Source organism: Alicyclobacillus sp. ALC3 (genome assembly GCF_028751195.1).
In the GTDB taxonomy this organism is placed as follows: Bacteria; Bacillota; Bacilli; order Alicyclobacillales; family Alicyclobacillaceae; genus Alicyclobacillus_L.
Genome location: NZ_CP066784.1, coordinates 1,987,944 through 2,004,277, shown reverse-complemented (window position 1 = coordinate 2,004,277; position 16,334 = coordinate 1,987,944). Strand labels below are relative to the sequence as shown.

Here is a 16,334-nt window from a genome sequence, read left to right as displayed (position 1 = left end):
TGATGCCAATGGCGAAACAGCCGTGGACAAATGAGAAGATGAATAAATGGATACGCGAGGGACGTGGGCAGGGCGAGTTGGAAGGATACCGACCTTGGCTCACTATACAGAACGTCGCCTCCAACGGGCGTTCCAGTCGCATAAAGGGCTGGAAGACTGGTCGCATCCATCATTTTTTCAGTGATATTGAGACTCGCTATTTTTACCTTGTCGAATTCGACACTGATGAGGTTTGTTTGGACATTCGAGAACATTACCCAATCCTCGACCTCCAAGACACTCTTGGGGATTGCGATATTGATTTGGACAAGTTCCGAGATAAGGAAAGTGGTACGCCGTATATTTTCACAACCACCTTTCTTTTAACTCTGAAGGACGCGAACGGAAAGAAACAGTACGTCGCTCGGAGCGTGAAAGCCGCCGCTGAATTGGAGAAGTCCAAAGTCCTGGAACGTTTCGAGTTACTGAGACGCTATTTTTCAGAAAAGCAGATTGATTGGGGAATTGTCACCCAATACGATATCAACGTTATCAGAGCCAAGAATATCGAATGGGTGCATTCAGCAAAGACCTTGGACGGTCTTTCTACACATAACGTTTCACGATTGACAAAAATCTTCGTTGAGTGGCTGGATTCGAGCCACAAGTCCGTGAGGGATGTGACCAACGCTTTGGACAGTCAGTTCAACCTCGATCCAGGATCAGGCTTACTGTTGTTTCGGCACTTGATCGCGAACAAACAGGTCTTGGTAAACATGGATGAACGCATCGATCTGGGTAAACCAGTGAACCAGGTTGTTCGAGTCACTAATTTCATGGCGAATGGCGGTGATGTTCGAGATGCAGTTGACGGTTAATATGCTGATCCAATTTATGAATGAGGCTGGGTCGCCTGGTCACATCGAGAGAGTTCTTTGGGTGGATGAACACTTTAAGCAAGTGGTGACTATCGAGATTCTTGGACGCACCAGTCTGCCAAAGTTCAGAGAGGTGGATAACATCTTAGCGTTGCTGTCATTGGGAGATGTCATCGCATTATCGGATGACCCACACATGAAGATCGTTACCGAAAATTCTCTAACTGAAAAAGAACGAGCCATTCGAGATAAGGCATGGGAGATTATTCAGGTGGTCGCGGGCACGGAGAACCAACCAAACGTCTTTTATCCGACTCATCGCGTAGAGGTGATAAAGAAGGCGAATGTGCTATTTGGGGTTAGCGAAAAAACAATTCGCTCGTATCTACGACGATTCTGGCAACGTGGACAACACAAAAATGCACTTGTGCCTGACTACAGGGCGGGGGCGATGAACCGAAGCTCTACTTTAATAGGAAGAAAGAGAGGTCGCCCACGAAAGTTTGCAGAGATTGTCGGAAACGGGATCAATGTTGACGAAACGACCAAACGGATATTCCGAGTAGCTCTGAACCGTTTTTATTATGGGCAGGGACTATCTCTTGTACGTAGCTACGAGTTGATGCGCCGTGAGTATTATTCGGATGCAGTGCGGGATGCCGAGGGAACAGAACAGAGGGTACTAAAATCGACTGCGGAAACTCCGACACTTGGACAATTCAAATATCATTTTTACAAAGAACGGGACTGGAAACACGAAATATCTGCTCGCCAATCTAAGAAAAGTTACCTTCAGCGTCATAGATCCCTTTTAGGGGATGGAACATCTCAAGCTTTCGGACCTGGTAGTATCTATCAAATAGATGCTACGATTGCTGATGTTTATCTCGTTTCAAGGTACAACCGTAACTGGGTCATCGGCAGACCCGTCGTTTATGGTGTCATAGATACGTTCTCTCGCATGGTCTGTGGATTGTATGTTGGCTTGGAAGGTCCAAGTTGGTTAGGAGCAATGGGTGCACTCTACAATACCGTACAAAACAAGGTTGAATTCTGTAAGGAGTACGGCATCATCGATATAGCCGAAGAGGACTTTCCAGTTCACCACCTGCCAGAAGCTTTGTTAGCTGATCAGGGTGAGATGGCAAGTAAAATGGCAGAGCCGCTCATTCGGAATTTGAATGTAAAGATTATGACCACAGGTAGCTTTCGACCCGACTGGAAACCAATCGTTGAACGGTTCTTCAAGACACTGAACGGATATGTAAAACCTATATTACCTGGCGGGATTCAACCTGATTTTCGGGAGCGGGGGTCACATGATTATAGGCTTGACGCGACGCTCGATCTATATCAATTCACCCAAATTATGATTCGGGCGGTTTTGCATCACAATAGCACCTCGATGAACTCGTACCAACGGGATGCACAAATGGTTGCGGACGATGTACCCCCAATACCTCTGAAACTGTGGAACTGGGGCATCCAAAACCGCGCTGGAAAATTACGTACTATCCCCGAAGACTTAATGCGTTTGCACCTAATGCCCACTGTTCAAGCATCCATCACCGCGCGAGGAATCCGTTGTTTTAAGGGTTTGTTGTATTCCACTGAGAAGGCTTTGCGAGAGCGATGGTTCGAGAAAGCGCGAAATGATGGTAAGAGTGTCAAAGTCACAGTATCCTACGATCCCCGAAATCTAAACTACATCTATATACCGCACGAGGACGGCAAGGGCTTTGATAAGTGTTACCTGCTCAATCATCAGGCGCGATATCGGGACAAAACCCTGGAGGAGATCGAGCATCTTCTTGAGCAAGAGAAGTTCGACCGAAGTGCAAACGAGGATAGGATGCTACAGCAAAAAGTGGATCTCCTATCTGAGATTGATGACATCATCAAAGACGCGGAAAGGATGACAAAACAGGAGCGAAATGCGGGGGAGAGTAAGAGTAAGCGGGTTCGGGATATTCGGATCAATCGTGGTGTGGAGAAAGCATTGAATCGTCAGATGGATGCCTTCGAATTGGACAAGCGGCAATCCGTAGAGAAAGACGGAGGGCAAGTGGTTCAACTGAACCCAACACCCGATGACGAACTCAATCCAGAATTGGCTTTGTTGAAGAAAAAACAAAGGGAGAAGCGCGATGCAAACGACGAATAAAGTGCTTATACCGAATGGTTGCGAAGCTGTCGTGGCGGAATATCGAGAACAGGATGTTGTGGATTACAGGTTTAATCCGTTTATCGAGGCACTTCCACCGATACTGTCGCAAGAGGAAGTAATCGACCACTTAGCCATATACCCTCCACTTGATCCGAAAGAGCGACAGTTGGAGACGCATATTCGTTTTCATTTGGTTCAACGCCTCTTTCAGTATTTCCAACCACTTGGCGTTCACCTCGACTTGGAAAATCGGATTTCACGCCTCATACGGCAGGGATATGTGCATCGTAATCCTATTCCATCAGGCTTTTTGGAACAAATCGACGGGGCGCAAGAATGGATTAGGAGCCGTCATGTAGAGGCAAGCGGAAATCAAGGGTTTCGTTCTCAGTCGGCACTGACGATTATCGGACCGAGTGGATTGGGGAAGAGCACAGCAATCAATAGAATCTTATCATTGTATCCACAAGTCATTGTACATTCGGAATATCAGGGTATCCCATTCAGTGCAGATCAAATAACCTGGCTGAAAGTCGATTGTCCACACGATGGATCAATCAAGGGTTTAACCATAGACTTCTTTCGAAATGTTGATTTGTTGTTGGGCACGAGATATTACCGCCAATACGGATCTGCACGTTACCCAATTAGTGCACTTCAACCTGCCATGTCTCAGATTTCACGTACATATGGATTGGGCTTGCTTGTCATTGACGAGATACAACACTTGAGCACCGCCAAGAGCCAAGGGGCGGAGAAAATGCTCAATTACTTCGTCACACTGGTCAATACCATTGGAATCCCAGTGGTGCTAATCGGAACCAACAAAGCGGCAGGGGTACTTCAATCGCAGTTCAGGCAAGCTCGTCGCGGCAGTGGGCAAGGCGATATGGTTTGGGAGCGAATGAAGCAAGATGCAAGTTGGGATTTGTTGCTTGAAGGTATATGGGATTATCAGTGGGTCCGAAAGCCTGTGCCTATAACACCTGAATTGAGTGCGGAATTGTATGATCTCAGCCAGGGGATCGTGGATATTGCGGTCAAGATTTTTGTCATGGCTCAGATCCGCGCCATGTCCTCTGGAAAAGAGACGTTGAGTGCGTTCTTGTTTCGGCAGGTGGCTAACGAACAACTACGTTTGGTTCAGCCCATGCTCTCTTCATTGCGATCTGGCAACGTGCGTGAACTTGCAAAATATGAGGACATTCAGCCCATCGACATCGGTTCGTTTATCGAACGGGAGTCTTCAGCCGCCAGGATGAGTCAGAAGATCAAGGAGTTGCAATTAGCGAAGAAACAGGCTGAACGTCAGGCAACAAGTGTCACAGAAGAGTCCATCATCAAGCTGTTAGAGCTTGAAATCCCGCCTGCGACAGCCAAACGGCTGGTCAATAAAGTGATGGAGGGAAAGGGAATTCTGACCGTGCCGAACGTTGTCAAAACTGCTTTGGCTCTTCATGCTCAAGGTGAGTCGGATAAAACTGATGGGCGATCCGACCAGAAGGGGCAAGCTATCGAGGGCGATATCCGTGCTGAAGTTGCAGAGGGCAAGAAGAAGGGACTGAGTGCCTATGAAGTGTTGAAACAGCGTGGAATCATTAACCCGACTTCGACTGATCCGTTGTTTGTAGTGGGGTGAAGGAGATGGTTGCATTCTTTCCTACGCCTTTTGCAAGTGATGAAGTAATGTACAGCGTACTGGCTCGTTTTCATGCCGCAAGCGGCAACATCAGTCCGAAAGCAACCATCATGGATTTGTACGGTACTACGAGTGTAACTGCCGTCATTGATTTGCCCGCGCATTTCGATTCACTAATTGAGCATCTTCCGATACAGCACCCTTACACTGCCGAAAAGTTGATTAAAATGCATACCTTATACCCGTTTTATAGTGCCTTTCTTCCACCACAACGGGCAAACTTGGTTTTTGAGTCCATGAAAGGCGACATTGGACACTCCGTTCACGGTAGGCTTGGAATCATGGCAAGCTCAATCAGTACAGATAAGACGCTCAAATACTGCGGTAAATGTTTTGAAGAGGATAGGACACGTTGGGGAGAGCCGTATTGGCATCGAGTTCATCAGGTACCTGGGGTCTATATATGTCCGATTCACAGAACTCTTCTTTATCGAAGTCATTCATTACCCATGAATCGACATGAGTTTGTCTCCGCCGCTCATGAGGATTGTCACCGTGATATGCAAGAGAACAATAAGGATGGTGAGGGAATCTTCGCCCATGGTGTCCCGTCAACATGGGATGATGCCGCTTCAAAGATAACCGTATTGTTAGAAGATGATGAGTTGTCCACAAAATATCGAATGCTTGTGGACAATGTGGATAAGTTACTCAACTCCAGCTACCCGAATCGTCCGATGGAATGGTTTGCGAACCATTATGTTGCGCGGCTGAAGAAGATGGGACTTGCCAACGTGCATGGACATGTAAGACAGGTCGAGTTTCGACGAGAGTTCCTAAACTATTACGGGGAACCATTTCTGGAGATCATGCAATCTTCCGTTTCGGATCGAGATGACAACTGGATGAACGCCATAGTGAGAAAACATCGCAAAACATTTCATCCAATACGACATTTGCTCCTGATGCAGTTTCTTGGTATCAGCTTGGAGGACCTCTTCTCAAAAGAGCCAGTGTATCAGCCTTTTGGCTCATCCCCGTGGCTTTGTTTAAATTCAGCCGCCGACCATTATCAACAACCTGTTGTTGAGGATTTGTCGATTCGTTACGACAGCAAGATAAAGAAACCGATTGGAACCTTTGTGTGTTCGTGCGGGTTTGTCTATTCACGGAAGGGACCAGACACCAGCGCGGATGACAAGTACAGAGTCGGGAGAATAAAGGTTTTTGGGGCAGTGTGGGAGCGGAAACTCGGTGAACTCTTGAAAGAAAACTTGAGTTTACGGGAGATTGCCCGAAGACTGCACGTCGATGTCAACACGGTAAAGAAGTACGCTGACCTTGCCCAACAACATCGCAAGGCAATATCGTCTGCTGTCCCCGCTGACCTTCGGAAACGTCAGCGGCGGGCTTGGCTCGAATTGATAAGACAGAATGAGCAGAAGTCACGAACTGAACTCAGACAATTAAACAAAGCGTTATACACATGGCTTTACCGCAATGATAAGAGTTGGTTAATAGAACATTCGCCGAAACCAACACGGGTAATCACGACGAATTCGCGGGTTGACTGGAATAAGCGAGACGAGGAGATTCTTGCTTTGGTTCGAACTGAGGTGACGAGCATACTCACATCGGACGGGAAGCCAGAGCGGATTTCAATTAGCAGGATAGGGAAGCGAATCGGTTACTTGTCTCTGTTGGAAAAGCATCTGAGCAAGATGCCGCAGACAAACGCATACTTCGAGTCTGTAAAGGAAACAGTTGAGGACTTTCAGTTACGACGAATCAGGTGGGCAGTGCAGGAGATTGAGCGTGAGGGGCAGGACTTGCAGTGGTGGAGAATCGTGAGAAAGGCTGGAATTCGGGGGGAGTTAGAGAAGGAATTCCGCAAAGAGTTTGAGGGGCTGATAAGCCCCATTCAAGATACACGTTAATCCTCTACTATACTTCATCTACGCTCTGTACCATTTCTTTCAAATTGTCTTGGTAACAGAAGACTTCAATACAGATAAGGGCTACCTCTCTTATTACGATGAACCATCCATCTGGTTCTTGGTCAACTAAGTCGCGTGTCAGAATGTCAAAACGATTATCCTTCTTTCCGTGAACGATACTGTTTCGGTAGAGATACATCTTGTTTGCAAACTCATTGGTGTCGTTCGAATTCACCAAGTTTCTGTTGACTGCGTAGTGCAATACCGAATCGAACCTGTGATGGCTCTTGAGTGTGTGCATTATGGAAATCAGGAGATTCTCTTCGTCTTCCTTATAAACTTTTGTGAGGTCACTTATTTTGCGATCAATATTTTGATCGCTTTGGATAATAGAGGTTATTTCTTGCTTTCGATTGATTAAGAAAAAGTATTCAATTACTTTGTAAAAGTATAATACTTCACCTGTGCTCCCTCCAGTGTTAAAAAAGTTCAATGGCTCAACATAGTTTGCGGTTGGGAAATCTGTATGAAGAAAATCCGTGCTCCTTTGGGATATTGGGGAATCAGTTTTTCCAGAAAACGCTACATGTGGATAATCTCCGTCAAATTGGGGCGGGTTGGAGTAGTACAGAATAAAAAGAGCCTGTTCCAAATAAGCTTTGTAATTCTCGCGAGTTATGTTTTCAAGCCTTAATGTAAAGATTGATGACCAATCGTCCGCAGTGAACGTGTCTCCGTCTTCCATGTGCTTGTGTAACAGGGTGTACATGCTACTTGGAAAACCGACATCACAAGAGACATCCCCAATCTTAAAACAATCGACTTCACTGTTAAAATGCAGAGAAGCATATTCGATGTGTACTTCCGCGTACCCCTTATGAACAAAAAGCCCAGGTTGGTAGACCAACCGTTCGTTATCCAATGTATAATCATAGGAACCTCGAAAAATTTCGTTCCACATGTGTATGTCAATTGTGCCTTTGTTTCTTTCATACCACTCTTGTAATGGAGTTTTCAATAAGTTAATCCATTTAATACAAACCGACTTTTCGATAGTTACATCAAACACAATTACCTTGTCATCATCGATGTGTTTAATCACAATATCTGGTGCATCTTCGTCATAGTGATCAAGATATTCATAGAGATATTCCTCAAGGGATTCTCTGACGACTTTAATTGAATCTGTAGTCACCTTCCCCGCCTCGTTTCAATCGATTTTCTACCTTATCCTGCTTTTTACAAGTGTCGCACAGGATAGACGGATTTGAAAGATAAAGGAGAAGCATTTTCACAGACGTTATTAAAATCTGAATTCAACAAAAGTGGCAATTGAATTTCCACATAACGTCGTAGTATAGTAGATTCGGGAGGAGTAAGTCATGGATAAAAAATTCCAACAACCACAACCAAGGATTCGGGAACTCCGAAAGAAAGCAGGCTATACTCAGGAAGCTTTAGCAAAGGAGTTAGGAGTTTCCAAACGAACGGTCTGGAACTTGGAAAACGGAAAAACACTCCCAAATCTCGCAATGGTTTTCCTCATTGCAGGTATTCTCGGTGTAGCGTGGCATCTTTTGTACGCCAACAAAGGAGGTGAAGAACATGCAGACGGAAATGAAAGGACTGGAGCAGGGAATTGAGCAAAACTTGCCTGCGATTATTCACACAGCAAGCGCGGTTTATTGGGGCGGGAATCTAATCCTGGCTATCGAAGAAGGGAACCCAACTCGTCTTCTTCAAGTAGGGTTGGGTCTGTTGGGTCATTACTTAGCAAACAAGATAAAACAAAGCCAGGTTCAATGTGGTGCTGTCACACCGCAATAAGAACCTGGGCAAAAGAAATATCCTGTGTACGTCATGATACCAAATAAACGTCCCGACAAGAACCCTGTGGGAAAACAATGTAGCCCGCAGGGTTCTTTTGGGTGGACAGTTAATTCACCTATCAGCGGTTATTGAAAATGTGGGGGACAAGTACATGAACTCGGAACGTGCTATCGACCTACTTCGAAGCCTCATACCAGTGCTGGATTCTTTGAAAGGTAATTATGGCGAAGAATCGGATCGTATTGCTTTTCAAGACAAAGCCGAAACATACATCCATACCATTTTCCCCTATGATGAAAATGCCCAAACTCGGTATGCAAACAAACTACATACGATTCATTGGTACTCTATGGTGTCCATTGCAGGTAGAGGTACTACTCAGTCAGACATTAAGATTTGGAATGAAGCAGTGGAAAGTGCAACGAGCCTTGTAAATTCGATGATTGAATACGTTCAATTGCGAGATGAACAAGGTGAATTTGGCAATAACGACCCATCTGAAACCTCGAAAGGCAAGAGTAACCGCGTGTTCATAGTGCATGGTCATGATGAAAGCATGCAACAGAAAGTCGCTCTCTTCTTGTATAAATTGAAGCTGGAACCAATCATTCTGTCAGATGAGGCGAATGGCGGCTTTCAGTCAGTTATGGAGAAGTTCGAAACCAATGCAGGAGAAGCCGAATTCGCGATCGTGCTTCTTTCACCAGACGATGTGGGGTATGCGAAGAGAGATGGTCAGTCATCAGCAAAATCCAGGGCAAGACAAAATGTCATCCTTGAACTGGGGTATTTCATCGGGAAACTTGGGCGGAGTAATGTCATGGCGTTTACGAAGTCTGATGAAAACAAGCAACCTATTGAACAGCCATCCGACATCGTTGGCGGTGTAATAGAGAACTTTGATGATAACTGGCAAGAACGTATTCGGAAAGAGCTTACGAAAGCTGGATATATACTCAGCTGACGGAGTTATACCCAGGATAGGACTCAATATCATATCCCAGTAGTGTTACTGGACTGGAATGGTGGATATGGACATAAGGAAACTGGCTGAAACAATCGAACGAATTGCTTTGCATGCACAATGTCGTGCGAATTTTCATAAAGGGTCCATAGACTTAGACCAACTTTATGCGTTTTTCCGTGTGAAACCTGCACATGAAAACATTCGAACTACCAAAGAGGTTTTCGATGTTGTTGATCAGAAACTGAAACGACGGATCAAACATGTTGATGCAATTGAGTTGCGCCAGGTGATTGATGAATTGAAGAAATACTATCTATACCGACATGTTAAGTTTGGTGATGATGTTCGTACCACCTGGAATTATATCGAGCGATTTGGTGAATATATTCGTCCTAACCCCGAAGATACGCGTAACAAGGGGAATCCGATATCTGACGTGACCCTGACGAAGATCATAATTCTAACAGTGTGGATTACACGATTGGGTCATAACTATGACAGCTTCGAAAATAGCCTACGGCTACACCCAGAACTTTGGCGATATGTACACACCGTCCGCTATGTTGAGGATCATGTAAAAGAAGCAGTGATAGTGAATGGGATTTTGCAAAACCGAGACGAAGTTGCCCTGATTCTGTTCGCACGTGTCGAGTCGAGGATTCGACAATATGGAGCTATAAAATTCCTTGAACGCATGTTGTCGGAGTATAAGAGCACTTTTGACTTGGAAACACATATGTTTGCTCCGACACAAAACATAACCCGAAAGTTTCTCTATCACCTTGCGATCAAAACGACTACTGCAACCGATGCTTCAGTAGGGAAGGGATATCCTGAGACAATTGGAGTAATCGAGAAGATCGCGTCCGTCCTCTTGAATCTGTATGATTTTCGTATCGATAACCAATTTCAGTTGATGTTTCTTAATGATCCAATACCGTATTTTCAAAAGGCTGTTTTCCATGATGCTTTATACAAAGATATTCAGTATCCTCCAGAGAGCACTCTGGTAATGTTGGATTCAATATTGGATTCATATCAGGACAAGATCAAAGAAATCCTTGGTATTGATAAGCAGTCGTTTATGATTATCTCGCGTGAAATTATAGCGATGGCTATTCAATACTTGAAGTCTCCAGCACCGTTACCGAGGTTAAAGGGAGATGAACTGTGCAATCGACTGAGAAAAAGGATTCCGCGGGACGTGGTAATAGCTTATTTGACAGCACTATCAAGTACCAAGTGCCTAAATGAAGAGTTTAATCATCCATTTGCCATCGAAGGAATAAATGTTGACTCTGAATGGTTGGTCCCTGTCCCTCATACTGAGTTTGAGTATTTCATGCCTCTTCCGTCAATCGATTGTTTTGGACTTTACGATAAGATAAAGGAACTTTTACGACATCCACGAAGTTGGGGCGATGCGTTTGAACGATTCGTTCGGAGTTGGATGGAGAATCAATTAGGCGAGCCTGTGTTCTCAGGTAAGTATGTTTATCAGGGGCAACCAGCCGAATCAGACGGAGTTGTGGTCGTCGAAAACCACGTAATTATATTAGAAAGTAAAATCAAACCCCTTACACGAAAAGCTCGGTCAGGACACATTGGCAAACTTCTGCTTGATTTAGGTGGAGCGTTCATCGATAGCCAGATGCAAGCTTTCCGAATGGAGTCTGCTTTGCGCTCATTTACAGTAGAATTGTTTGACACTGGTTGTGGTGATAAGGCGATGCTTCAAGGCAAGTGCGATCCAACCGCAGAGATCACTGTTCCTGACGATGCAGTTTACACTCGTGTGTCGTGTACGCCATTTCATTTCGGTGTTTTTAGCGAAAATACAGTGGGGCACAATCTCTTTCAGGCTTTGGTGCAGTATTCGTTTGGCACAGACGACGAGGAGATAAAGAACAAGTTCGAACACTTTGAGAGTAAACGCCAATCCTTGTTGGACATATTTGGGGAGCTGAAGCATGCATATAATGCTCGACCCGATAATCAGCTATTTGACATGACATTTCGCTCCTACTTTTTGCCCTTTGGATTGCTGTATATGCTTACCAGTCCTGAAACGTCTGAGCGCAGTGCTTCCGATAGACTACGCACATTTGGGAACATTCAATCAGGAGACTACAATTCATATTCGATTTTGAAGTTCATTTTGCGTCCGCAGGTCGGGTAAGGCTGAAGGTAGAAGGAGAAACGTATTGCGCTATGAAGTACGTGTACTGAACGAGTTAGATGATTGTGATGTAGAGGTGGATAGCGTTATGAACAGTTACTTTAGCGATAGAGAGCTTGGTAAGAAGGAACTCAAGTCTGAGGAGATAACCCGCTCAGTGTACAACGGGATTATAAACCTGTTTAACGAGTATGAAAGGAATTTTTCACGGAGGTTTCCAGAAGGATGCCCCGATAACAGATCACTGTGTTACGGTACTAATTTGCATTTACTTTACACAGCAATTGAAGCAGAAATACCGAATCTTGAAACACCTCTAAGCACGAAGATATCCGAGTGGGAGAAAATAGATAAATACGCGACCCTTGATTTGGTTGAATTCGGATATAGAAATATCTCGGATGTAGAAGAGGGAAACTTACATAACTATTTTAACCACTATCATCTTGTCTTTCCTGAATCCGAAAACGCTAAGCAACGATTCAGGGAGAGTGTTAATCACATTTTTGAAAGGAATGGTATTGTATTTTATCTGGATTCCGATGGAATGATCAAACGGCACTTACCAACTGAGTTGGATAACCTGCTTCAGCATCTTGATGTTAAATCGTCAGATTCTCGTTTGAATGAATTGGTAGACCAAGCTGTTCGGAACATACGTAGCCCCAAGGAAGAAAACCGCGCACATGCTCTCGAAAAGATCTGGGATGCGTTTGAGAGACTAAAAACATTTTATGATCCTAACAACAAGAAACAATCGGCGACGACACTTGTTAAGAATGTAGCGGGAGAAACAGAGGAATTCAACCAGCTTCTCAATGATGAATTCACAACACTGACAAGTATAGGCAATAAGTATCAAATTCGTCATTTTGAGAAGAACAAAATACAGATTAAATCTCTTAAACAAGTTGACTACTTGTTTTATCGAGTAACTGCTTTGATTGATCTTTGTATGGATAAAATCAATAATGAAAGTTCTTAACCCTTTAATTTCCTCGCCCCTGTTCTATGTGTTCGCAAAACGAATTTCTACTCCAGCAAAATAAGTTCGACCCTGAGTAAAATAAGTTGGTTCCTACAGCACGGGTGGATTCGGGTCAAAAGCCTGAATTCGCCCGTGTTTTTGTGTTGCAGGGACGAGGCGTTTTGGGGCAAGGGTAAGACAAAACCGAAGGAAATAAGACGCGAAAAAGCCCGATATAACAAGGATTCCTCGACCATGCCCGATCAAAAATGAGAAAAAATACACGACCAAATCTGCTCTCCCTCAACCCTCCAGCCCTGCTTTTCCCTTCGCGCCAGCGACCAACTTCTTTTTACGCAAAATCGATGAATCTGGAAAAATCACGGAGAAAAACGGGTGAAAAAAGGCGTGATCCACTGTAGATCGAATTTGACGGTAGAATATGGAAGGGAGTGAGGGCGAAGGCGGGAAAATCCTTGTGGGGCAAGGGAAGAGGCAGGGTTGAGGGGGGAGTGAGTCAGAAACCAATTTGATTTGACGACTACAGCTAGTTTTACCTGTTATTTACCACCTCATTGCCACAGGAATTCTGTGGGTCAATGTCAATGAACCAATCAATGAATACTCAACGGTTAGAATATCGTCTGAGACAGATCGACTCATTTTACAATCCGGAGAGGGGACGGAATATGACTTTTAACGAATTGAAACTAAATGCGGAACTCATGTACTTCGGTCGGAAATATACAGTGCTTTCTATCTCTCCACCGAACGTTGTGATCAAACGTATCGAGGGGGATGGAGAGTCTGTTGAAATTAATTTTGTGGAATTGGTGAATAATCCCTCGTTCAAAGCCGGTAAAACAATGTTAAAGGAAATCGAGAAGGATAATACCAAATTCATGTCGCTGATGGACACCTTAGCCGAGGAGCAGCGGCACAAGGTCTCGGAACGTCTCAAAATGATTAGGCCGATCCTTGTCTTCGAGCGAGTTAAGCAACATGACATCAGGGCAATGTATGAGTTTATGATGTATCACAGGGATTACCTTTCCGACGGACAGACGCTTAATGAGTTAACCCAAGAAGAGTTGATCCATAAGGTCTCACAAAGATTTTCAACCGTTGGGGAAGACGGCGAAAGGAAAAAGGGGGCATCTGTGAGAACGATAAAACGTCTGTTATCAGCGTATCGACGAGCAGAAAGTGAAGCGGAAATGCGTGGAGAAGAGGGACTAATCAGCCGAGCTGGCATTGGCTACGTATCACGTAGTGATAACAAACAATTGGTCATCTGTCACCCTAAGAAACCAGACGAGGTTCTACAGGTGCTGGATGTCCGTATAGACGGGAAATACATACCCATTGTCAAGGAAGTTATCGAAAAGGAGTATCTCACCTTAAAACGGATGTCAAACGAAGCCTTTTATGAGTCTGTTTCGGTTCGGTGTACTCGGCAGGGAATTGAGGAGCCACCAAAACGTATTACCATGTTGAAACTGTTGAATCGAATAGATCCACAAATCAAAGTGAGAATGCGGGATGGCAATAAAGCCGCCAAGAAATACGATGACCTCAAAAGAGGATTTTCCAACGAAGAAGCCCAATATCCGCTTCACATTGTTGAAATTGATCATACGGAACTTGATCTTGATGTGATTGACGGCACTTCTGGACTCACTCTCGGTCGTCCGTGGATTACGTTGGGCATTGATGTTTACAGCAGGATGGTATGGTGCATGTATGTCTCCTTCGAGCCCCCATCTGCAAATGTCGTACGAAAGGCCATTCAACAAGGGGTTTTCTTTAAACGAGTAAAGGAGAAATACAATCTGTTTAACGAGTGGGAGGTATTTGGGATACCCACAGTTATCCTATTGGACAATGGTAAGGACTTCCGCAGCGTGGCTGTAAGGCGCATTATAAACGAAACCCTAAGGTCCAACGTCCGATATAGGCCGAGAAGAACCCCTGAGTATGGCGCCGCTATCGAGAGGCTCTTTGGTACCTTGAATTCAAAGCTGATACATAGGCTCGATGGGACTCGTAAGAGCAGTGTAGCGGACCTTGGTGAATACAATCCAGAGGAGGAAGCGGTTTTTACTCTCGAAGACATCCGTGAGCTTCTGACAATGTATATTGTAGACCTATACCACATGAGTCCTCATAAAGGGCTTCCCTTGAACGCGGATCGACCAATCACGAGGTTTGTAGACGGGCTCAACAAGGTTGGATATCCAGATTTTATAAGCCCAGAAGACGAAGAGCAGTATGAAATTGAACTGTTACCGACGGTGATGAAACCCTACACACGTGACGGGATTCGGCTGGATAATCGACTGTATAAGTTGGACAAGTTAGCTCATTTGATCGGTCCGAGAAGCACAAAGTATAAAGTGAAGTATGACATCGATGATATCTCACGGATTTACCTTCAACCGCCGAATTCCACCGAGTACATTGAAGTTCCGGCGGTGTTACCCGCCGCTGAAGAGTTAAAGGGTATGAATGCATACACCTATAAGCTCATCCGTGACATTTCAAAGGAGGAAGCTAAGGAAAAGGCAAACAAGATTCCAGGTACAAAGATGGTAAGACATGCGAAAGTAAAATTGCAACAACGTGTCCAAGAGAAGATAAAAGCTCGTCGAAAGACTCGACAAATGGCACAGCGTGCCAATATGGAAATTACGGTGGGACAACCCCAACCGGTTAATCCCCCGAAACACACACCATCCTTGGAACAGCTTGCGGACGTTGTGAAGTCGGCGAATAAAAGAAGAAAAGACGGAGCAGATGAACTATGAATAGTGACGAGGCCAAAAAGGAACTGTTGAAGCGGGTGAAAAGCCTTAACATTGAACATCTCAGGTATCGAGAAATCTGGTCAGAGCTAGACTCCCTTCGACCAGAAGAGGGTATGCACGGCGAGCTATTTAGCCCACGACATTTGTTTCTTTATGGGGAATCTGGCGTTGGAAAATCGACTTTGTTGCGTAAGTATGCTAAGAGGAACCCAGGATACGTTGATGTGGATGAGGACGGGACAGAGTATGATATTCGACCGGTAGTCTATACGGATCTACCGCAACCGTTTACGATGTATGAATTTTACCATCAAATTGTGAATGCCTTGGGTGCTCCTCAAGCTGCAGGTACAAAGGTGGGCGACGTAAAGCAGCAGGCTGTGGAACTTATAGGGCAACAACGTGTTGAAATGCTAATTCTTGATGAAATGGATTTCATCTTAACATCCCGAAGTGTCAAACCAATCGAAGCGATGGAAGCAATCAAGAATTTAACAAATATAGGCAATATATCGGTGGTATGCGCTGGTACAACAGCAGCAAAACAGTTGACCGAGATCAACTTTCAGTATTATAGCAGGTTTCCATCCATTCAGTTGCCACGGTTTGTTGAGTGCGATAAGAGGTTCTGCGACCTCTTGGCCAAGATTGAGGAGCATGTAGACCTGCCGAATCCCTTAGGTCTGGGAGATCTAGATGTGCATTATCCTCAACTCCTTCACAGAATGAGTCAGGGAGTACTCCGACCGCTCATTCACATTCTGCAGAGAGCATTTACGATTATGCTAAATGAACACGAGTTAGATGACTTAGATGACCATGAACTATTTGTAAATGCTCTTCTTATTGCAAAAAAGTATGTATTGGGTGAATCTGAAGAAAAGTTCTTGGAGCTGTTGAATAAAGCGGAGACGTACGAAGCGTGATTATGCTGCAACCCCGCCTACGGAAGGGGAACCAGTGCGACACTGCGCGGTTCTTCTT

General features: G+C 44.7%; 12 protein-coding genes. 11 read left to right on the top strand and 1 reads right to left on the bottom strand.

Features of this window, described 5'->3' with window-relative positions:
* Nucleotides 1-8 precede the first annotated feature (8 nt).
* The 4 genes from JC200_RS09425 to JC200_RS09410 are packed head-to-tail and all read left to right on the top strand — an operon-like array spanning nucleotide 9 to nucleotide 6,600.
* Nucleotides 9-857, top strand: a complete 849-nt coding sequence (locus tag JC200_RS09425; protein ID WP_274436006.1) for a TnsA endonuclease C-terminal domain-containing protein — start codon at nucleotides 9-11, stop codon at nucleotides 855-857.
* Entirely contained in the window at nucleotides 841-3,021 is a 2,181-nt protein-coding gene (locus tag JC200_RS09420) for a Mu transposase C-terminal domain-containing protein (protein WP_274436005.1), read from the top strand. Before JC200_RS09425 ends, JC200_RS09420 begins: the two co-directional genes overlap by 17 nt.
* Nucleotides 3,005-4,663 carry an ATP-binding protein gene (locus tag JC200_RS09415; protein ID WP_274436004.1) on the top strand — a complete coding sequence of 553 codons (1,659 nt, stop codon included), beginning with the start codon at nucleotides 3,005-3,007 and terminating at the stop codon, nucleotides 4,661-4,663. Before JC200_RS09420 ends, JC200_RS09415 begins: the two co-directional genes overlap by 17 nt.
* Nucleotides 4,664-4,668: 5 nt before the next feature.
* Nucleotides 4,669-6,600 (top strand): TnsD family transposase, encoded by a 1,932-nt coding sequence (locus tag JC200_RS09410; RefSeq protein ID WP_274436003.1) that lies wholly within the window; start codon nucleotides 4,669-4,671, stop codon nucleotides 6,598-6,600.
* Between the two features lie 7 nt (nucleotides 6,601-6,607).
* Here the strand turns inward: JC200_RS09410 and JC200_RS09405 are convergent, their stop codons facing one another.
* Nucleotides 6,608-7,795 (bottom strand): hypothetical protein, encoded by a 1,188-nt coding sequence (locus tag JC200_RS09405; RefSeq protein ID WP_274436002.1) that lies wholly within the window; start codon nucleotides 7,793-7,795, stop codon nucleotides 6,608-6,610.
* A 187-nt stretch (nucleotides 7,796-7,982) separates the two neighbouring features.
* Between JC200_RS09405 and JC200_RS09400 the strand changes: the two genes are divergently transcribed.
* The 7 genes from JC200_RS09400 (at nucleotide 7,983) to JC200_RS09370 (ending at nucleotide 16,276) form a co-directional block, all read left to right on the top strand.
* Complete coding sequence (locus JC200_RS09400) at nucleotides 7,983-8,243, top strand: helix-turn-helix transcriptional regulator (RefSeq protein ID WP_274436001.1); 261 nt, start codon at nucleotides 7,983-7,985, stop codon at nucleotides 8,241-8,243.
* Nucleotides 8,206-8,427 (top strand): hypothetical protein, encoded by a 222-nt coding sequence (locus JC200_RS09395; protein ID WP_274436000.1) that lies wholly within the window; start codon nucleotides 8,206-8,208, stop codon nucleotides 8,425-8,427. The genes JC200_RS09400 and JC200_RS09395 overlap by 38 nt, the downstream gene beginning before the upstream one ends.
* A gap of 154 nt (nucleotides 8,428-8,581) precedes the next feature.
* Nucleotides 8,582-9,394 carry a nucleotide-binding protein gene (locus JC200_RS09390; RefSeq protein WP_274435999.1) on the top strand — a complete coding sequence of 271 codons (813 nt, stop codon included), beginning with the start codon at nucleotides 8,582-8,584 and terminating at the stop codon, nucleotides 9,392-9,394.
* A 67-nt stretch (nucleotides 9,395-9,461) separates the two neighbouring features.
* Nucleotides 9,462-11,576 (top strand): hypothetical protein, encoded by a 2,115-nt coding sequence (locus JC200_RS09385; RefSeq protein WP_274435998.1) that lies wholly within the window; start codon nucleotides 9,462-9,464, stop codon nucleotides 11,574-11,576.
* 25 nt (nucleotides 11,577-11,601) lie between these two features.
* On the top strand, nucleotides 11,602-12,561 hold the full coding sequence (locus JC200_RS09380) for an AbiJ-NTD4 domain-containing protein (protein WP_274435997.1): 960 nt from the start codon (nucleotides 11,602-11,604) through the stop codon (nucleotides 12,559-12,561).
* A 671-nt stretch (nucleotides 12,562-13,232) separates the two neighbouring features.
* On the top strand, nucleotides 13,233-15,350 hold the full coding sequence (locus JC200_RS09375; RefSeq protein WP_274435996.1) for a Mu transposase C-terminal domain-containing protein: 2,118 nt from the start codon (nucleotides 13,233-13,235) through the stop codon (nucleotides 15,348-15,350).
* Entirely contained in the window at nucleotides 15,347-16,276 is a 930-nt protein-coding gene (locus JC200_RS09370) for a TniB family NTP-binding protein (protein ID WP_274435995.1), read from the top strand. Before JC200_RS09375 ends, JC200_RS09370 begins: the two co-directional genes overlap by 4 nt.
* The last annotated feature ends 58 nt before the right edge of the window (nucleotides 16,277-16,334 follow it).

Excerpts from the sequence above, each read along its gene's own strand:
- JC200_RS09425 (WP_274436006.1), top strand. The coding sequence starts at position 9 with ATGGCGAAACAGCCGTGGACAAATGAGAAGATGAATAAATGGATACGC.
- JC200_RS09420 (WP_274436005.1), top strand. The coding sequence starts at position 841 with ATGCAGTTGACGGTTAATATGCTGATCCAATTTATGAATGAGGCTGGG.
- JC200_RS09415 (WP_274436004.1), top strand. The coding sequence starts at position 3,005 with ATGCAAACGACGAATAAAGTGCTTATACCGAATGGTTGCGAAGCTGTC.
- JC200_RS09410 (WP_274436003.1), top strand. The coding sequence starts at position 4,669 with ATGGTTGCATTCTTTCCTACGCCTTTTGCAAGTGATGAAGTAATGTAC.
- JC200_RS09400 (WP_274436001.1), top strand. The coding sequence starts at position 7,983 with ATGGATAAAAAATTCCAACAACCACAACCAAGGATTCGGGAACTCCGA.
- JC200_RS09395 (WP_274436000.1), top strand. The coding sequence starts at position 8,206 with ATGCAGACGGAAATGAAAGGACTGGAGCAGGGAATTGAGCAAAACTTG.
- JC200_RS09390 (WP_274435999.1), top strand. The coding sequence starts at position 8,582 with ATGAACTCGGAACGTGCTATCGACCTACTTCGAAGCCTCATACCAGTG.
- JC200_RS09385 (WP_274435998.1), top strand. The coding sequence starts at position 9,462 with ATGGACATAAGGAAACTGGCTGAAACAATCGAACGAATTGCTTTGCAT.
- JC200_RS09375 (WP_274435996.1), top strand. The coding sequence starts at position 13,233 with ATGACTTTTAACGAATTGAAACTAAATGCGGAACTCATGTACTTCGGT.
- JC200_RS09370 (WP_274435995.1), top strand. The coding sequence starts at position 15,347 with ATGAATAGTGACGAGGCCAAAAAGGAACTGTTGAAGCGGGTGAAAAGC.